11 protein-coding genes are annotated in these 16,581 nt (G+C 66.4%); 4 read left to right on the forward strand and 7 right to left on the reverse strand.

Annotated features, from left to right (window positions below):
- Positions 1-16: 16 nt before the first annotated feature.
- The 7 genes from AC4GY7_RS17025 to AC4GY7_RS17055 all read right to left on the reverse strand — a co-directional run bounded on the left by AC4GY7_RS17025 (position 17) and on the right by AC4GY7_RS17055 (position 13,206).
- The gene (locus AC4GY7_RS17025) at positions 17-5,539 is read right to left on the reverse strand and encodes a DEAD/DEAH box helicase (protein WP_491116274.1); all 5,523 of its coding nucleotides are present in this window, start codon (positions 5,537-5,539) and stop codon (positions 17-19) included.
- Positions 5,536-6,423, reverse strand: a complete 888-nt coding sequence (locus AC4GY7_RS17030; RefSeq protein ID WP_491116276.1) for a hypothetical protein — start codon at positions 6,421-6,423, stop codon at positions 5,536-5,538. Before AC4GY7_RS17030 ends, AC4GY7_RS17025 begins: the two co-directional genes overlap by 4 nt.
- Entirely contained in the window at positions 6,420-8,858 is a 2,439-nt protein-coding gene (locus AC4GY7_RS17035) for a hypothetical protein (protein WP_491116278.1), read from the reverse strand. Before AC4GY7_RS17035 ends, AC4GY7_RS17030 begins: the two co-directional genes overlap by 4 nt.
- Positions 8,859-9,166: 308 nt before the next feature.
- On the reverse strand, positions 9,167-10,054 hold the full coding sequence (locus AC4GY7_RS17040; RefSeq protein WP_491116280.1) for an HNH endonuclease: 888 nt from the start codon (positions 10,052-10,054) through the stop codon (positions 9,167-9,169).
- 531 nt (positions 10,055-10,585) lie between these two features.
- Positions 10,586-11,779, reverse strand: coding sequence for an IS91 family transposase (locus tag AC4GY7_RS17045; RefSeq protein WP_491116282.1), 1,194 nt, complete (start codon positions 11,777-11,779; stop codon positions 10,586-10,588).
- 6 nt (positions 11,780-11,785) lie between these two features.
- A complete protein-coding gene (locus AC4GY7_RS17050) occupies positions 11,786-12,694 on the reverse strand; it encodes a tyrosine-type recombinase/integrase (protein ID WP_491116284.1) in 909 nt (302 codons plus the stop codon).
- A 149-nt stretch (positions 12,695-12,843) separates the two neighbouring features.
- Positions 12,844-13,206 carry a hypothetical protein gene (locus AC4GY7_RS17055; protein ID WP_491116323.1) on the reverse strand — a complete coding sequence of 121 codons (363 nt, stop codon included), beginning with the start codon at positions 13,204-13,206 and terminating at the stop codon, positions 12,844-12,846.
- Between AC4GY7_RS17055 and AC4GY7_RS17060 the strand changes: the two genes are divergently transcribed.
- The 4 genes from AC4GY7_RS17060 to AC4GY7_RS17075 all read left to right on the forward strand — a co-directional run bounded on the left by AC4GY7_RS17060 (position 13,154) and on the right by AC4GY7_RS17075 (position 16,575).
- Entirely contained in the window at positions 13,154-13,513 is a 360-nt protein-coding gene (locus AC4GY7_RS17060; RefSeq protein WP_491116286.1) for a TrbC/VirB2 family protein, read from the forward strand. The genes AC4GY7_RS17055 and AC4GY7_RS17060 overlap by 53 nt on opposite strands.
- 122 nt (positions 13,514-13,635) lie before the next feature.
- Positions 13,636-13,920 (forward strand): TrbC/VirB2 family type IV secretion system protein, encoded by a 285-nt coding sequence (locus AC4GY7_RS17065; protein WP_491116288.1) that lies wholly within the window; start codon positions 13,636-13,638, stop codon positions 13,918-13,920.
- A 1-nt stretch (position 13,921) separates the two neighbouring features.
- Positions 13,922-14,206: a VirB3 family type IV secretion system protein gene (locus tag AC4GY7_RS17070; protein WP_491116290.1), complete on the forward strand. Its 285-nt coding sequence runs from the start codon at positions 13,922-13,924 to the stop codon at positions 14,204-14,206.
- Positions 14,179-16,575, forward strand: a complete 2,397-nt coding sequence (locus AC4GY7_RS17075; protein WP_491116292.1) for a VirB4 family type IV secretion/conjugal transfer ATPase — start codon at positions 14,179-14,181, stop codon at positions 16,573-16,575. Before AC4GY7_RS17070 ends, AC4GY7_RS17075 begins: the two co-directional genes overlap by 28 nt.
- Positions 16,576-16,581 lie beyond the last annotated feature (6 nt).

Genomic DNA, 16,581 nt, shown 5'->3' on the forward strand with positions numbered 1-16,581 from the left:
GCGACAACAGAAAGCGTCAATTTATCGGCCTTCGGATCGCCATGAACGCTGAGCGGAACTCGACCGAGAGGCCAGCCTGCGATCCCGCGGCAGCGGCGGCAGACAGAGCCGGATGCAAGGTCCTCTGTCGAACGTCCCACATGGGGTGCCGGATAACGTAGGCCCGGCTGCCCGCGATGACAGCCTCGAGGCCTGCGATCGTCGTTCTCGTGGATTGCGGCAGAGCCGCATGCACGCGATCCGCGGCGCGAGCCGCCAAGCCGGACCAATGGGTTGGCGAGAAGTCAATGGGCGCGGCGGCGTCCAGGCACAATCGCGTCATGTCGATCGCCAAGCGCCAGTCGAGGATGCTGTGATAGGCAAGGTTGCCATAATCGCGCATGCATTCGTGGCACGAGGTCTGGCACGCTATGCCGTGATCGTCCGGCCTCACCATCGCCTCGAACATGCCGAGCATCCGCGGCGCCAGTATATCGCCGAGCAGCGCCTCGAACTCGGCAGGGGTGCCGAGGTGGGTGCTGTAACCCGCGCCGTTCTCCAACGTGTCGGAGAGGAAGACCTGACCGATGACGGTGCCCGCAGCATCACGCGTGGTGCGGATGCCGGCCTTCAGCTCCGCGTCGCTTACGTCCAGCCTGACAGCCGCCGCCCGGCGAAGCAGGAAACCGAACGAGTAGAGAGCGGCCCGGCCTTCGACGTCGAGCGGATCCGCGAAGACGCCAGCGGGCCATTGCTGCACTCCCGCGACCAGCACGTCGGTCTGGCTAATGGCCGCCAAGGCCCGCGGATCGGGACCATCGAGCGGCCGACCGTTTGCGGGATGCCCGATCTTGTCGAGCGCCTGACGCGTCGCCCAGGTCTCCCCCCAGAACTTCTCGAACTCGAAAAGCTGACCGTTGTTGTCGTTGATGACGTGGACCGTCTGCTCGCCGCTGTGGATCTCAAAGTTTCGGTGCGGGGCAAGCGGCAGGCCGGCGAGGCCCAGCTTCGGCCGGGTGGCGCGCGGCGTCCACTCGAACGTGCCGTCGTAGTCCCTCTCGGTCCGGTATCGCGTCCGGAAGCCTCGCGGCTCGGCCAAGTTCACCACCTGGTAGTCGCCGGCCCCGGCACCGCAGACACCGCAATTGGCGGCGCCGGACGGGCTCGGTTCGATCGACTGGCAAAAGCGGCAGATGCCGGTGGGGATCGGAGGGCCGAGCGGATCGGGCACCTCGTCAGGTCTGCCACGGACCATCTGGTAGTCGACGACCCCGATCGCAGTGTGGATCATGCCTTCCTTCACCGTCTCCGAGCCAGGCGCGAACTGGCTGATGGCCAGATCGAGAGGCCGATCGACGACGTCCGGGGGAGGCAACTGGCCTCGCGGCCGGTCATGATAGAGGAAGCGCGTCCGCGTCGGGAACCCAAACATCGGAAGGACGCCCGCATTCGATAGACGCTCGCTGAGCTGCGTCTGGACGAGACGCGGGCTGGCGACGGCCGCGTCGATCGCTGGGAGCAGTTCAGTCGCGACCCACGCCTCCAACTGAGGCTGCTGCGCCCGTAACTGTGGCTTTGCGGCGTGCAGCAGCAGATCGCAGAGCTCCGAGATCCGCGCCGCGTTCGCAGTGATCCAGCCCACGACCAGCGCGCGCACCGTTGTGCCTGGCGGCGCGCCGGGTGCCAGCACCGGCTGCGTCCACGCGGCCGTCTCGCCGAATTCGCCATGGACACTGTCGCCGCTTGAACCCGGAAAGAGCTGAAGCGCCGAGAAGGCCTCGCGCAGCACTTCCTTCGCCAGCACTCGCTTCGCGATCGGCTCGACGCCAAGATCCACATACGGCTGGGGCGGCGGATCGGCAGTGATCCGCTCAGGACGCTGGAAATAGTAATCGTCGTGGCTGCGGCCCCGGCACAAGGTCAGTGCAAGGGAGAGCGCGCTCCCCCGCCGTCCCGCGCGGCCCACCCGCTGCTGGTAGTTGAATCTCAGCGGCGGCATGTTCGCCATCATGACGGCCAGAAGCGAGCCGATGTCGACACCAGCCTCCATAGTAGTCGTGACGCTGAGCAGGTCGACGGTGTCGACCAGTTCGATTTCCTCCGGCGCAGGGAGGCAGACGCCCTGGAACAAGCGTTGGCGCTTTCTCGCATCAGCCTTGCCGGTTTGCCCAGTCATCTCCTCGCAGTTGAGACGGAAGAGGTCGCCAGCCTGCTCCGCGAGGTAGAGGTAGTAGTCGCCCGCGGTGGCGCCAGTGCCCCTGGGCTGCGGTGCGCCGAGCGGCTGCTGGCAGTCGGTGCAGACGGTGCCGCTCGCGTGAAGGTGGACACGGCGGCACGACGTGCACTCCCACGAGCTGGCGCCTGCGCGGGCGACCCGCAGCAGGTCCGGCTGGATCAGCCAATCCACGACGAGCCCGCCATGAGTGAGCCTGGCCTCCACGTCGGTGGTCAGGGCCGCCACCGGGCGGCCGGCAGCCGACGCGACCGCGGTCAGATAGTCGTTCACGAAGCCAGGCGGCGGAGCGCCGGGGGTGCCGATCGCCCGGAACGGCTCACCGTCAATGCGCCGCCGCTCTCCCAAGAGACGCAACACGCCGTCAGCCGCCTCGACAACCGTCGCGTCACCGTCGCCGGGAGCGCCTGCTCCAACGGAGGCGTAGCCGATCTGAAGCGACTCAAGGCCGCGGCGGCCGGAGGCGAAGATCACCTTCAGGATCTCGGCGTATGCCGTGCGCCGAAGCCTCTGCAGGTGGTCCACCTGCTGAACTGAGAGCCCGCTGGCGTTCGGTGATGGCGGAACCGTGCCCCAGTTGAACAGGCGTCGCCAGCTGCCAGAGCGGTCCGCGGTATCGGTCCACAGGCTCTCGAGACCGTAGCCACCGGGATTGATGCCCGCGGCGAGCAGCCGGAGCTCGGCGTCGGCGAACAGCGCCGAAACGAGGAACGGTCCGGCCGTCCCGGCGACGATGGCCGCCGCCGCTTGCGCGTTTGTCATGCCCGGGTGCGCGGGGCTCGGATGCGCCGCCATCGGGCCAGCGGCGGCCATGAGAACCATAGCCTCCTGCGGAGAGCCCAGCTGGAATGCACTGGCGGCCGAAGCCTGCGCGGGCGTGAGCGTGGCGCCGGAGAGCTGTAGCTGGAAAGCCGCAGGCCCCTGACCGCTGACGTCGAGCGCGGCGACGAGCGCCTGGCGGACCGCGTCGAGATGGTGCGACTGGCGCATCCCGGCCGAGAGCTTGGCTGCATCCTGCCGGCTGTCGGAGAACACCACGAGCTTCCGGTTGGCGTCGTGGCCCGGAGGAGCGATGTCGCGCAGCAGCGCATCGGCGAGAACCTGTGCCACCTTCTGGAAACCGGTGCGCTGGCCGCGGATCGGCGACCCGGCGCCAGACCCCGAGCTCCGGCCGCCCCAGTCCGCGTCACATCGAGGGCACTTGGACGGAAACGCCCCAGGTGTCGCTGCCGCCAGGGCGCCTGGGCGCGGCGGCCGGTGCTGAGACGGAACGTAGTAGACGTAGCCGTTGCCCGCTGCGCCGGCGGTGAGCAGGCCGGAGCCTGGATCAAGCTGAGCTCTCCGCCACTCGCGATCGACCCGCCTCAGCGACCATCGAGAGGTCCGCGGCGTCCTGCCATTCGAAGGCCAGAAGATCGCGTAGTTGCCGTAGTCGCGCTCAGCACCCGCACGGTCAGGGACCTGCTCGAGATCCGGGAAATCCGGCGTGAGCCGCCATTGCTGCCCGTTCGAGGTTCCCTTGCGATATCCGCCAAGGAACACCTCGCCGCAGGGCTCACAATAAAGTAGCTCCAGCACACGGGAGCCGCATCCGCAGCCGGACGCGGGGAGGTGGTGCAGCGCACCGACCTGCGGCAGGTCAGGATCGGTCCGCTGGGGCGCCCGACTGCAGGCCGGGTCGGCGCATGCCCAAAGACCCTGCACGTTTCGGAACATGATGTGTGCGCGCACGGGCAGGAGCGGATCACCGTTCGGCAGCTCAGCCGACGCGATCGCCGTGACCAGACCCTCTGCGGCAGCGGATGCGTCGTCCGGCGTGGCGCCTGGGAAGAGGCGCGCGCCGACATCCTCGGTCTGGCGCGGCTCCGGCCGGCTATCGTCATCGCTGCGGCAGACGGCACGGAGGGCGTCCGCCGCCTCGGTGTACGACAGCGCGAGGCCGAGGCGGGCCGAAGTTGTATGCGCAGACCCGTCGGGCGCGCCAACGGCCGCCTCAAGATCGGCGACGGCAGCATCAATGCCTGTGTTGGCCACCGCCGCCGGGAACGCGGAGAGCGCGGCCGCGTGCAGTCCGACGGTTGCTCGGGCGGTCTGCGACAGTGGGCGCTGACTGCCGCCGATGACCTCGAACCGCGAGCGGTCCCGTCCGAAAAATCCATGCAGATATTCGCGGCCCGCCTGATCATCCTGAAGCGATGCCGAAGACGCGATAATGCGAAGTTGGTCATGATCGGGGTGCAGGCCCAGCCGGTCGAGCAGCACGCGGAGAAGGTAGGCGACCTCGGTGCCGGGCGTTCCGCGGTAGGTGTGCAGCTCGTCGACCACGAGGTGGAAGACATTACGCGGATCGAGCTCCAGCCAGGCGCGGGTCGCATCGAAGATCGGTGCCTCGACGCCACGCATCAGCATGATGTTGAGCATGCTGTAGTTGGTGATCAGGATGTCTGGCGGCGTGTCCTGCATGTCCCAGCGCGACCACATCTCCGCGCCATCCATGCTCTGGAAGAATCTGGCCGCGTCGGACCCCGCGACCGCCTGGGCGTCGCGCGCCATCGAGCGAAGCTCGTTGCGCAGCTCGGTCAGCTTAGTCCCCGAGGACGGATCGCCCGACACCGGCGTCCGCCCCGTGTAGCGCCCGAAGTAGAGCCGGTTGCCCGCGCGGTTCGCATCCAGCCACGACCTGGCCGCTGCGCCGTCAAAGCCCAGCCGAAGCCGGACAAGCTGGTCCTCCGCAAGCGCATTCAGGGGATACATCACGAGCGCTCGCATCGCCGGCGGCCGTGTCACCGGATCCTCGTGCCCCCGCTGCGGAACCCGGGGGTGGTAGCGCTGGCCTGCCGGGCCCGCCGCATCCCACCACTGGTGAGCGGCCGGCAGCGCCTGAGGCTGGCCCCAGCGTGCCGATTCGGCGACGAGCGAAGCGGCTAGCGGCAGGAGGAAGCACTCCGTCTTCCCCGAGCCGGTGCCGCTCGTGACGATCACGTCCTTGCGCTGCCGCATGGACGCATCCAGCGCGGCGAGCTGGTGCGCGTAGAGCTCGCGGCGCGGATCGAAGAGGCCGCAAGACACGAAACCGGCGATGTCCGCTATCAGCTGCGGCGGAACAGACCCCGAAAGGATCTGGGTCGCGGCAGCGGCGAAGCCCAGATCGCTGGAGCGGTAGGGCGGCGCCGGCTCGATCAGCGGTCGCCGGTAGAGGCGACCATCCTGATCGAGCATGCCACGGCGCTCCGCGACCAGACCGTCATATCGCAGATCGAAGGGGCTATCGAGGTAGCGCAGATAGGTGTCGCGCATCCCCTCGAAGATCGAAACCGGGTTGGTCAACTGTCAGCTCCCATTGCGATGGCTCGAAGCGAGGCGGACACGGCCGCCGCCAGCGGTGCGGTGATCCCCGAATATGTCAGGCGCCCGTCGGCGGGCACTGGCAGCGTCCCGGACGCGACTACGAGCGCGCGATCGATCAGACCCGGAGGCCGCGCCGCGATCGGGAAGCTGACCTCGCCGCGCGACAGATCGAGGCGCATCGCCCGCTGCCGCCTGCCCAGGGCCCAATACTTCGCGAGACCGGGCGGGACGTGCCGCGTCACACCTGCCAGCTTGAAGATGTGGCGTGTGTCGTAGTCCGACCTGAAGCGGAAAAGGCCTCTCCGCGCCCGCGTCGCCTCCGCTACGGTGGACCCGGTCCACGCCATCTTCGAGCTGGAGAAACGCTGCACCGCCCAGCCGCCGGTTGGAACCGCCGTCTCGTCGAAACTCGACAGCGGCGCGGACACGAAGGCGGCCATGACGGCGAGTGGCGCATTCCACTGAATGGGTAGCCCGACCTGGCGGGAGACTCGGATCAGGTCGTCGGCGGATTGCATGTCGATCCGGACGGCATCGGGGCCGTCGCGCTGCCCGACGACGTTCGCACAGTCACCAGCCACCTCCAGAAGCCGCCCGAGCAGCATAGCCGACCTCGCGCCGCACAGGATTGCGGAGACCGCGCCGACGGGATCGCCAGCGGCGAGGACCGGAGGCGCAACCCGCCAGCCTGCACCGGCCGCCTCGCCGAACTCGCAATGGGCAAGGCTGCTGAGAGTCCAGATCGAGCGGTTGAAGGCGGATGGCCCCCCTCGGCGCGTCGGCACCAGTTCCGTCGCCTGGCGCTTGAAGCTGGACTCGGAACCCGAGCCTATCGCGGATGCCCAGAATAGAAGCTCGTTCATCGGCGGCGCTTTCGCAGCGATCGGGCGGTGGCGAGATACCGGTTCCAGAGCTCACGCTCCGGGCCGCCATCCGCACCGGCGCGACGGCACGAGCAGATCGCGCGCGCCCACCGGGCCACGGCTTCAGTCGAGCCGGCAGGCGCACCAGGCGAAATCTTCGGACCGATCATCGCCGGGCCGCCGCGCCGGATACCGACGCCGCCGGAAAGCATCCAGATCGGCTCGAACCTCGGCGACGCCATCGCCACGCCACCCTCCCGGGAAGTGAACGTGCATATCTCGCCGGGGCGGGCGCCGATCAGTGTTCCGGACGCCGTCGCCTGGAAGAAGTGCGCCGCGCCCGGTCCCGACAGCGCGCCGGCCAGCGGGACTGCCTCGCTCCACGCGGGCCACCAATCCCAGCGGGCCTCCCCCGCCTCGATCGCGTAGCTCTCCGTGAGACCACCGTGCTCGATCCGGTGCTTACCGACAGCGTCCCATCGATCCGCAGTCCAGACGCCTTCCGCATCCTGAGACCCCGGCTCATCGTCGAATAGAACGGGATCACCTTCCGAGAGGGAGCCGAGCAGCCGGATCGTCGGCGGATACCCTTCGAGCCACGCTGCATTAGAGAGCTTGATGCCGCCGGAAAACTCAATCGAGACGTCGGGAAGCGGGTCGAGCGCATCTAGGATACTTGGTCCACCGATCGGAGGCGAGGGGCGCACCGGGCGGACACCTCGCCAGCATATCCACCCACTTGGCACGTTCGGGCCCTCGATGCGCACTGGCTCCGGCGAGCCCGTCGCGAAGATCTGCGCGAGCGCGACCTGACGGAGTTCCTCTCGGCATATGACGACGCTCTCCCGACCGATCGCCACGCGCGGCTTGCTGACGAAGCCGAAAGCGTGTGGATCCGGGCTCAAGACGTGGAGATCCCTCGAGGAGCGGGCCCAGGTCACGGGTAGCCCGGCAGCGGTCACCAGAAGCGGATTGCCGAACGCAGCTGCCGCGTCTGTTAAAGGGAGCGGCTCAAGCAGCTTCTCGTCCAGCCGGCCGAGCCAGAACGCCTCGCCGTTCAGCTCGACCGCGACCTCGTCATGGGTGCCGCCCGGCATCCGCAGCAGAGCCCAGAGTTCGACGCCCCAGTCGCCGGGGCCAATCAAGAGCTGGAGCGCCGCCTCGAGATGCTGGACGCCGGTGTCTTGGAAAGCAGCCGCCACTCGAGCCCGGTGCGTTCGGGCGCGGCTGAGCCTAGGCCGATACTCGCCGGGCTTTCGCTTGACCTTCGGAGCGGCCCGAGCCTGCGGATCCGCACCAACCTGGACCGCCTCACCCGCTGTCGCGGGCAACCCCTGCGGCTCCGCATCGATAGCATGCACTTCTGAGTAAGGGGGGATCCCCGGATCCTCGACGGGCGGATATCGTTCAACCTGCGCCTCGGCCTCGTTTTCAGCTACATCAGAGGTTTCCTGAAAGTCGGAGGCATTCCTAGGCCAGTCCGCCTCATCCATGGTTTGATCATCGGCCGCGTGCGGGCTCTCGTGCGGCTCAATGAGGTCTCCGTGACCGCCAGCCCCCTTGGTGATAGCTACCGTTTCGTCCACGGATAGCCCGTTGGGCAATTGGCCGATCGGTTCTCCCCACGGTGCGGGCGGCGGCGGATTGCCGACTTCGCCGGCTGCCACGACGAGCACGGCATCGGTATAGTCATTGATGGGTCGCGGGGACAGGACCTGCTCACCGGCATGCACTTCATCCGCTTGAGTTGCCATTGCCGCGGAAGCGGTCTGGTCCTGGAGCGAACCTGCGGGATCGCAATGCTCCTCCCGGTCAGCTTCGTGTGCGCCAACTTCAAGTCCATCTGACCCTGACGCAGCCGGCAAAGCATTATGTTGTGAGTCGGTCGCGACCGACGCTTCGTCCTGCCCATTTTCGGAATCGGACGCCTTCGCACTGAGCGGCACTTCCGCAGGCTCCAACTCGTCACCGGCGTTTGCAGAAGCGTTGCCATCGGTGTGTCCGACCTCGACAGGCTGGATGCGCGCGAATTCTGGCTCAGCCCGCAGCGCGACGGTATAATCTCGAGCGGCTGCCTGCGAGGCCTGGGCGTGAGGCTCGTGGTCGATCGCCACTCCCAAGACTTCGCCGCCCAGATGCTCGGCCTCGTCGCTATCGAGCGGCCAGACAACGCCTAGACGCTTTCTCTCAACGTGGTGGTCGCCGGGGTCGAAGTGCGGTCCGTCTATGGCGACGACATAATCCGCGCGGCATAGCGGAGCTTCATCGAAAGCAAGTGGGCCCACCTCTCCCCCGGCATACGATGATTTAAAACTGGGAGCGGCCGGACCAATGCCGTCCGTGACAGCTTCTCCGCCCGGATCTGACATTGGCTTGCGCCTTCTCGGGAACAGTCGACCGAGCAGTGCCCTCAGCCTGTCGAACAGGCCCATCATGACAAGCATCCGCACGCATCGCACCGCGCTGCGAGATGGGACGGCGCCAGGCCCGCCAACTTTCCCGCGATCCCCTGCTTCTTCGACAATCCAACCCCCGTCTGTTGCCAGGCTAGCGGATCCGGCACGGGGGGCAACTGAAATCAACAATTTGGATGACCTGGCCGTTGAGCCAGTTCAAAGTCGATATAATTGCGAGTTGGAATGCTCCTGCCCGGTGTTCGTCAGCGTCGATTGAACAACAAGCGGCTTTAGAAATTTTCCGACCAATCCAACAGCCATTTCACTACGTTAAGCGCACGGCACGATTAGAAATCTTGCAATAGAATGAGCTTATGACGAAGGGACAACGCTTCTCGCCACCTATGAGGCTGCTCAGGCAATCTAAGTGCCTGCCCATTTATTACGCCAACTGAACTACTAAGAAGCTTGTGAGCGATTTGTACACGTAGGGCGATCGGGTCGATCATTAATAAACCTCGATCGAATAAGGTGTGTAGGTCCGCGCGAAGTAGCAGGCCATTTGTGATCTCGTTGGTATGTACGCCACGATAGGGGACAATATGCGCCGCCTCGAGACCTTCCTCGACGTCGTAATCACTGATCGCGCATCGGCCACCAAAGGCCCCTAGGATCGCTTCTCGAAATGCCCCAGATCCCTGCCTGACTACGATCGCCTTCTCTATACGTGTGCGAGCGTCTTTTAAGCTAAGTGGCGGCGCCAACGGATCAGGGCTAACGGACCTATCGCTCCCCGAACGATAGCTTCTCAGCCGAAAATACCCGGCCTCCCAGCCTTCGACAATTGCCAAGCCGAGCACACGATATCGTGGGGCGGGCTTGCCTTTAATCTGCTTTACGACGCCGACCGGAACCCCGTCGCGAAGGTTTCGCATGAGTGCGCGATTGGTGAAATCTTGATCGCGCGCGCTAGGCTCCGCGCCCTCTTGATAATAATCGTATGTCCAAACTCCCTCGCCAAAATCGATGATCTCGCGATCTGCGTATGGGCCGTCGAGGGCCTGTCGGACACTGAGGGCGTGCTCCCAGCCAGCCGGTTTGTGAATACCTTTTGCTTTGTTAAGCAAAAACAGGTTGTCTAGGGGTTTGGGCCAGCTCAACTCTTGGCCGGTGTGATTTTCAAACCAGCGCAACGCTACTTGATGAACGACCGGGAGATCGTCGATGTCAGCCAATGTCGGCTCTCCTGCCTCTAGACCGGCCCATTCTACCCCTGCCGAGGACAAGTGTCGCCCTCAGACAGCCGCAGGCAAACATATTCAAACGTAGCAAAAGGAACGGCAGCTTCTAAGTTTGCGCATAGGAAGGCCGAACGACCATTGTCGGACGCGTAGCTGCCGGCCGGCGGCGCCTGAACGAACGGCCGCTTATGCTACCTTACCACCCAAGAGCGGCCATGCCGTAATCCTGAAGAGTTTCGGATGCCGGCAGGCGTACGAAAGTCTTGGAAGCCCGAACCCGCGGGCCGCAGGCGGTGCGCTATAGGGTTTTCGGTTTTCGGCCTGCTGGGGTGCGCAGCAACACGGCATATGTGGACGCGCCCCTGAAGGCGGACCGTCCGGAATCGGGTGGGCAGGATGGGTTCACCGGCGGGGACAGCCCGGTAACAGTCGACGTGGCCAGCGCTCTGGCGGCGGTCGGCGCGGATGGCACCGTCTCCGCGAGCACCGGCGCTGCGGGGTATGTTGCTCTCGGGCCGTGCCGGGTCACGACGCCTGCATCCCGGATAGAAGAGCATGGGCCGGCGGAGCGCGGGGCTGGCATTGGCGCTCGAAGGTTTCGACGACGACCATACGCCCGCCGCAACACGGGCATGGCGGTCGGATGTCGTCCGGTTCGACCGGAGCATCGGGCGCGACAGGCTGCACAACCCCAAGCAGCTCGCGGGCACGTTCGAGATGCGCCTTGCGGGTGGCGCCGGCGAGCAGGCCGTAGTGGCGGATGCGGTGGAAGCCCTTGGGCAGGACGTGGAGCAGGAACCGACGGATGAACTCCTCGGCGGCCAGCGTCATGACCTGCTGTCGTTCAGCACCACCCCGGCGGTAATCCTTGTAGCGGAAGGTGACGCCGGTCTCGTCTAAGCGCAGCAGCCGACTGTTCGAGATCGCAACGCGGTGGGTGTAGCGCGACAGATAGGCGAGCACCGTCTCCGGTCCGGCAAACGGCGGTTTGGCGTAGACCACCCAGCGCTTCTTCCGGACCGGTGCCATGTGGCGCAGGAACGCCCGCCGGTCGGCGAGGTGCGCGAGGCTGCCATGGAAGGCGAGCCGCCCGGCGTCGTGCAGGGCCATCAGCCGGGTCAGGAACAGGCGGCGGAAGAGCTTTCCCAGCACGCGCACCGGCAGCAGAAACGCCGGGCGTGACGACACCCAGCGGCTGCCGTCCGGCGACAGCCCGCCACCCGGCACAATCATGTGGATGTGCGGATGATGGGTCATCGCCGAGCCCCACGTATGGAGCACCGCGGTGATGCCGATACGGGCACCCAGATGCTTCGGGTCCGCAGCGATGGTCGTCATCGTCCCGGACGCCGCCTGGAACAGCAGCCCATAGACCGCCGCCTTGTTCTGGAGCGCAATGTCGGCGACCTCGGCCGGCAGCGTGAAGACGACGTGGAAATAGCCGACCGGCAGCAGGTCGGCTTCGCGCTCGGCAAGCCACGTCCGCGCGGCCGCGCCCTGGCATCGCGGGCAGTGCCGGTTGCGGCAGGAGTTATAGGCAACCCGCCAGTGCCCGCAGTCGGTACAGGCTTCGACGTGCCCGCCCATGACGGCGGTGCGGCAATGTTCGATGGCCGACATGACCTTGAGCTGGTCGAGGCTCAGATGCCCGGCGCGGGCAGCCCGGTACGCAGGACCTGCGGCACGGAAGATGTCGGCGACCTCGATGGAGGCGCGCATGCCCGCTCAGCCGCTCGACGCCCTTGCTTCCCTGGCGGTTGCCGCCAGCCGGTCGAATGGGCTGGTGACGTTGCGCAACACCCGGGTGGCGACCTGCGTGTAATAGGCGGTGGTCTCCAGCTTCGCGTGCCCCAGCAGCGTCTGGATGATGCGGACGTCGATACCATCCTCGAGAAGATGCGTGGCGAAGCAGTGCCGCAGCGTGTGCGGCCCAACCCGCTTGCCGATGCCCGCCGCCACGCTCGCCTCGACGACGATACGGTGCAACTGCCGGGTGCTGATTGGCTTGAGATAGTGCTGGCCGGGGAACAGCCAGCCATCGACGTGCAACACACCCTCCCGCCGACCGACCCGCCACCATTCCCGCAGCAACGCCAGCAGCCCGGCCGGGAGCATGGCGTTCCGGTACCGTCCGCCCTTGCCGCGCTCGACCCGGAGCAGCATGCGCTCGCTGTCGATGTCGCGGACCTTGAGCGCGGCGATCTCGGACGCGCGCAACCCCGCGCCATAGGCGACGGACAACGCCGCCTGATGCTTCAGGCACGTGGTCGCCGCGAGCAGCCGCGCCACCTCGTCCTGGCTCAGCACCACCGGCAGCTTGCGCACGTGCCGCATGCGGACCAGCTTGCGCGCCAGGTCCGGCCGGTCGAGCGTCTGCGTGAAGAAGAACCGCAGCGCCGACACGATGGCGTTCATGGTCGGCGCCGGCACGCCCAGGTCACATTGCTCGATCTGGAAGCGCCGGACATCCTCCGCCGTTGCCGTGTCCGGCGGGCGCCCGAGGAACGTGGCGAACCGGCCGACATCGCGGATGTAGTTACGCTGCGTCTCGTGACCGAAACGGCGCATATCCATCTCGTCGATGAGACGCTGGCGTAGCGGGCTGACGGCAACAACCAGGGCAAGAATGGTCATGGCAGGGCTCCTTTCGTGGAACCCCGATGCTCTGCCTCCCGCCCGCAGCGCTCAACCGGCGCGCAACGCCCATTGCATCACCTCAACCATGCCCCGCACGCCCCTCCCGCGCAGCGGGTTCGTGCTCCCACCAAGTCTAGCTTCTGCACTCATGACATTTGCGGGAAAATGTCATGACTGCGGATCAACCACACCCGGTGGACCTCAGCTGGCCCGTTCTCCGGCATCAGCCTGCAAAGGACCGCCTGTTGTCTAAACGGTGGGGAGGTAGGTGCGGTCAAGTACTGCGATGAAGCGGCTTGGACGGGGAAAGCAGCGGCATTCTCCTGTGTGCAGGCCTGCACGAACTTTTCGATGCCGATCTGCTCGCGATCAATCGGCAAGGCTGTCCTTGATTGCAACCGTAGAGAGATGGTGGTTCGGGGTTGTAATTCGCGGCGCCCTTGCTCAAGCTGCGGCATGGAACCCAACGCCTTCTCAGCCGCATCAACATGGCTCGGGCGCTTGCTCACCGGGCAGGCCGCCTCAATTATAGCGACGGTTGCCGTAGCGGTTCTTGGGTTGACCGTGATGATGGGTCGTATGCCGGCTCGACGCGGCGTTGAGGTGGTTGTGGGCATCTTTATTATCTTCGGTGCTCCGATGATCGCAGGCGGGTTGTCCGGGGGCAGTCCGACGGAAGCAGGCATGCCTCCTCCTAACCCACCGGCAATATCGGTTCGCACAGCCCCTCCAGCCGCTACAGTCTACGATCCTTATGCAGGGGCTTCGGTGCCGCAAGATCGTGCATCATCGGATATTCTTGCGCCAACCCAATGAAGCGGCAGCGCATACGCTCATCGCGCATCATCTCTCATTGACGTGCGTCGTCAAACAAAGGACACAGATGGCGATTGGTTCGCCGGGGGTGAGTGGTGTCGATCAAGCGTAAAGTAAGCGTCATGTCTTTGATCTCTTGGCCGCAAGTCGCCATGGCACAGGATAGTTTTTCCGACCCTGCCGGTTCGGGTCCCATCGTCGGCGCGATGCAGTGGTTGCAGCATACGTTGCTCGGCACGGTGGCGACGGTTGTCGCGATCATCGCGGTGGCCTCGGTCGGTTTCCTGATGCTCACCGGCCGGATGAACTGGCGCTATGGCGCGACCGTGATCCTCGGCTGCTTCATCCTGTTCGGCGCGGCGAGCATCGTCGGCGGTATCCAGTCCTCGGCGGGCGGCGGGCTCTGACATGGAAGGCCTCAACCGCGACGTGCTGTTCACCGGGCTGACGCGCCCGCAGATGCTGCTCGGCGTCACCTATGGCTTTGCAATCGCCAATGCGATCCTCACCACCGAATTGTTCCTGGTCTTCAAGTCGGCCTGGGTGCTGTTCGCGGCCGTGGTCGTGCACGCCGTCGGCGTCGCCGCCTGCCTGCGCGATCCGCGCATCTTCGATTTGTGGATGGTGAAGGTCCAGCGTTGCCCGCGCGTGAAGAATTACCGGCTGTGGCGCTGCAACTCGTACCGCCCGTAGGCCGCGGGGCAGACGACTGGGCGCGCGAGGCGGCGGCCGGCGCGCACCTGCCGTACCTCGCGCAGATCGACCCCAGCACGCTGATGCTGCGCGACGGCCGGCTGATGCAGGTCGTCGCGCTCGACGGTCTTTTGTTCGAGACGGCCGAGACGAGCGAGATCAACTATCGCAAGGCCCTGCGCGATGCGATGCTGCAGGCGATCGGCTCGTCACGCTTCGCGCTCTACCACCACGTCATCCGCCGGCGGGTGGAGATCGCGGCCACCGGCGCCTTCCCCGATCCGTTCAGCGCCCGCGTCGATGCCGCCTGGCAGCAGCGGTTGGCCACGCGCCAGCTGTTCGTCAACGAGCTGTACCTGTGTCTCATCCGCCGGCCGGCGCAGGGCCGGGGCGGCTTTGCCGATCGCATCGCCAGCCTGTTCGGCCGGGTGTCGGCGGAGGGTCGGGAGAACGCGCTGGGCGAGGAACGGCGCGCGCTCGATGCGGCGGCCGAGGCGCTGCTCGCGGCCCTCGGGGCCTATGGCGCACGGCGACTGGGTAACTACAGCCAGGGCGCTGCGACCTGTTCCGAGATCCTCGAGTATCTGGCGCTGCTCTACGGCGGCGAACCCCGGCCGGTGCAACTGCCCGAAAGCGATATCGGGCAGATGATTCCGGACCGCCGGGTCAGCTTCGGCGCCCAGACGGTGGAGATGGGAACGGCGGGCGACTCCCCGCGCAGCTTCGTCGGCATGGTCGGGATCAAGGATTATCCGGGTGCGACCGGCCCCGGCATGCTCGACGAGCTGATGCGGCTGCCGATCGAGCTGACGGTGACACAGAGCTTCGGCTTCGTCGACCGGCAGGCTGCGCTCGGCAAGGTCAATCTGACGCTGCGCCGTATGCGCGCGGCGGACGACGAGGCGATCAGCTTGCGCGGCGAACTCGCCGGCGCGCGCGATGACCTTGCGGCAGGGCGAGCGGCCTTCGGCGAGCATCACCTGACCGTCGCCGTGCGCGGTGATACGCCCGAGGCGGTGGATGCCGGCGTCGCCGAGGTGCAGGCGGCGCTGACCGATCTCGGCCTCATCGCGGTGCGCGAGGATATGGCGCTGGAGCCGGCCTTCTGGGCACAATTTCCCGGCAACTTCCGCTACATTCCCCGCCGCGGCATGGTCGCGAGCCGCAACTTCGCCGGGCTCGCCAGCCTGCATAATTTTCCGGTCGGCAGCGCCCACGGCAATCACTGGGGCGACGCCGTCACCGTGCTCGAGACGACCGCAGCCGGACCGTATCATTTCAACTTCCACCACGGCGACCTCGGCAACTTCACCGTCATCGGCCCCAGCGGATCCGGCAAGACGGTGGTCCTGAACTTCCTGCTGGCGCAGGCGCGCCGGTTCGACCCCCGCATCGTCTTCTTCGATAAGGATCGCGGCGCCGAGCTGTTCCTGCGCGCGATCGGCGGGCGCTACGACGTGCTGCGTGCGGGCGAGCCGGCGGGGTTGAACCCGCTGCTACTCGCCGACACGCCCGAGAACCGCCGCTTCCTCGTCGACTGGCTCGGGCGCCTCGTCGCAGAGCCCGGCCGCGCATTGGATGCCGAGGATCTCGTCCGCATCAAGGAGGCGGTCGACGCCAATATGGAGGCGCCGCGCGCCTATCGTCGGCTCGGCCATTTCGCGCAGCTGCTGCGGGGCGGTCATCGCCCGCGCGCCGGTGACCTTGCTGCGCGGCTCGCGCCCTGGTGGGGGACGGGCGAGCATGCCTGGCTGTTCGACAATGCGGAGGACCTGACCGATCTCGACCAGCGCGTCGTCGGCTTCGACATGACGCGCATCCTCGACACGCCCGTCGTGCGCACGCCTGCCATGATGTACCTGTTCCACCGCGTCGAGGAGCGGCTGGACGGCAGTCCGGCGATCATCGTCGTCGACGAGGGCTGGAAGGCGCTCGACGACGAAATCTTCACCGCGCGCATCCGCGATTGGGAAAAGACGATCCGCAAGCGCAACGGCATCGTCGGCTTCGCGACGCAGAGCGCCGAGGATGCGCTGGCAAGCCGCATCGCTTCGGCGATCGTCGAACAGGCCGCGACGCAGATCTTCATGGCCAATCCCAAGGCGCAGGCGCGCGACTATGTCGAAGGCTTCGGCCTGACCGCACACGAATTCAACCTGGTCCGCCAGCTGCCCGACAATGCCCGCGCCTTCCTCATCAAGCACGGGCAGGAGAGCGTCGTCGCCCGGCTCGACCTGTCGGGCGAGACGGAGCTGCTGACCATCCTGTCGGGGCGCGAGCGCACGGTGCGACTGCTCGACGCGATCCGCCTCGAAGTCGGCAACGATCCGCAAACTTGGCTGCCGCGGCTGCTGGAGGCGGCGCGATGACGCTGC

This window comes from Sphingomonas sp. SP5 (genome assembly GCF_058313455.1).

Bases quoted from the DNA above. Each gene is read 5' to 3' on its own strand.
- AC4GY7_RS17030 (WP_491116276.1), bottom strand. From the start codon at position 6,423: ATGAACGAGCTTCTATTCTGGGCATCCGCGATAGGCTCGGGTTCCGAG.
- AC4GY7_RS17035 (WP_491116278.1), bottom strand. From the start codon at position 8,858: ATGATGGGCCTGTTCGACAGGCTGAGGGCACTGCTCGGTCGACTGTTC.
- AC4GY7_RS17045 (WP_491116282.1), bottom strand. From the start codon at position 11,779: ATGCGCGCCTCCATCGAGGTCGCCGACATCTTCCGTGCCGCAGGTCCT.
- AC4GY7_RS17050 (WP_491116284.1), bottom strand. From the start codon at position 12,694: ATGACCATTCTTGCCCTGGTTGTTGCCGTCAGCCCGCTACGCCAGCGT.
- AC4GY7_RS17060 (WP_491116286.1), top strand. From the start codon at position 13,154: ATGGAACCCAACGCCTTCTCAGCCGCATCAACATGGCTCGGGCGCTTG.
- AC4GY7_RS17065 (WP_491116288.1), top strand. From the start codon at position 13,636: ATGTCTTTGATCTCTTGGCCGCAAGTCGCCATGGCACAGGATAGTTTT.
- AC4GY7_RS17070 (WP_491116290.1), top strand. From the start codon at position 13,922: ATGGAAGGCCTCAACCGCGACGTGCTGTTCACCGGGCTGACGCGCCCG.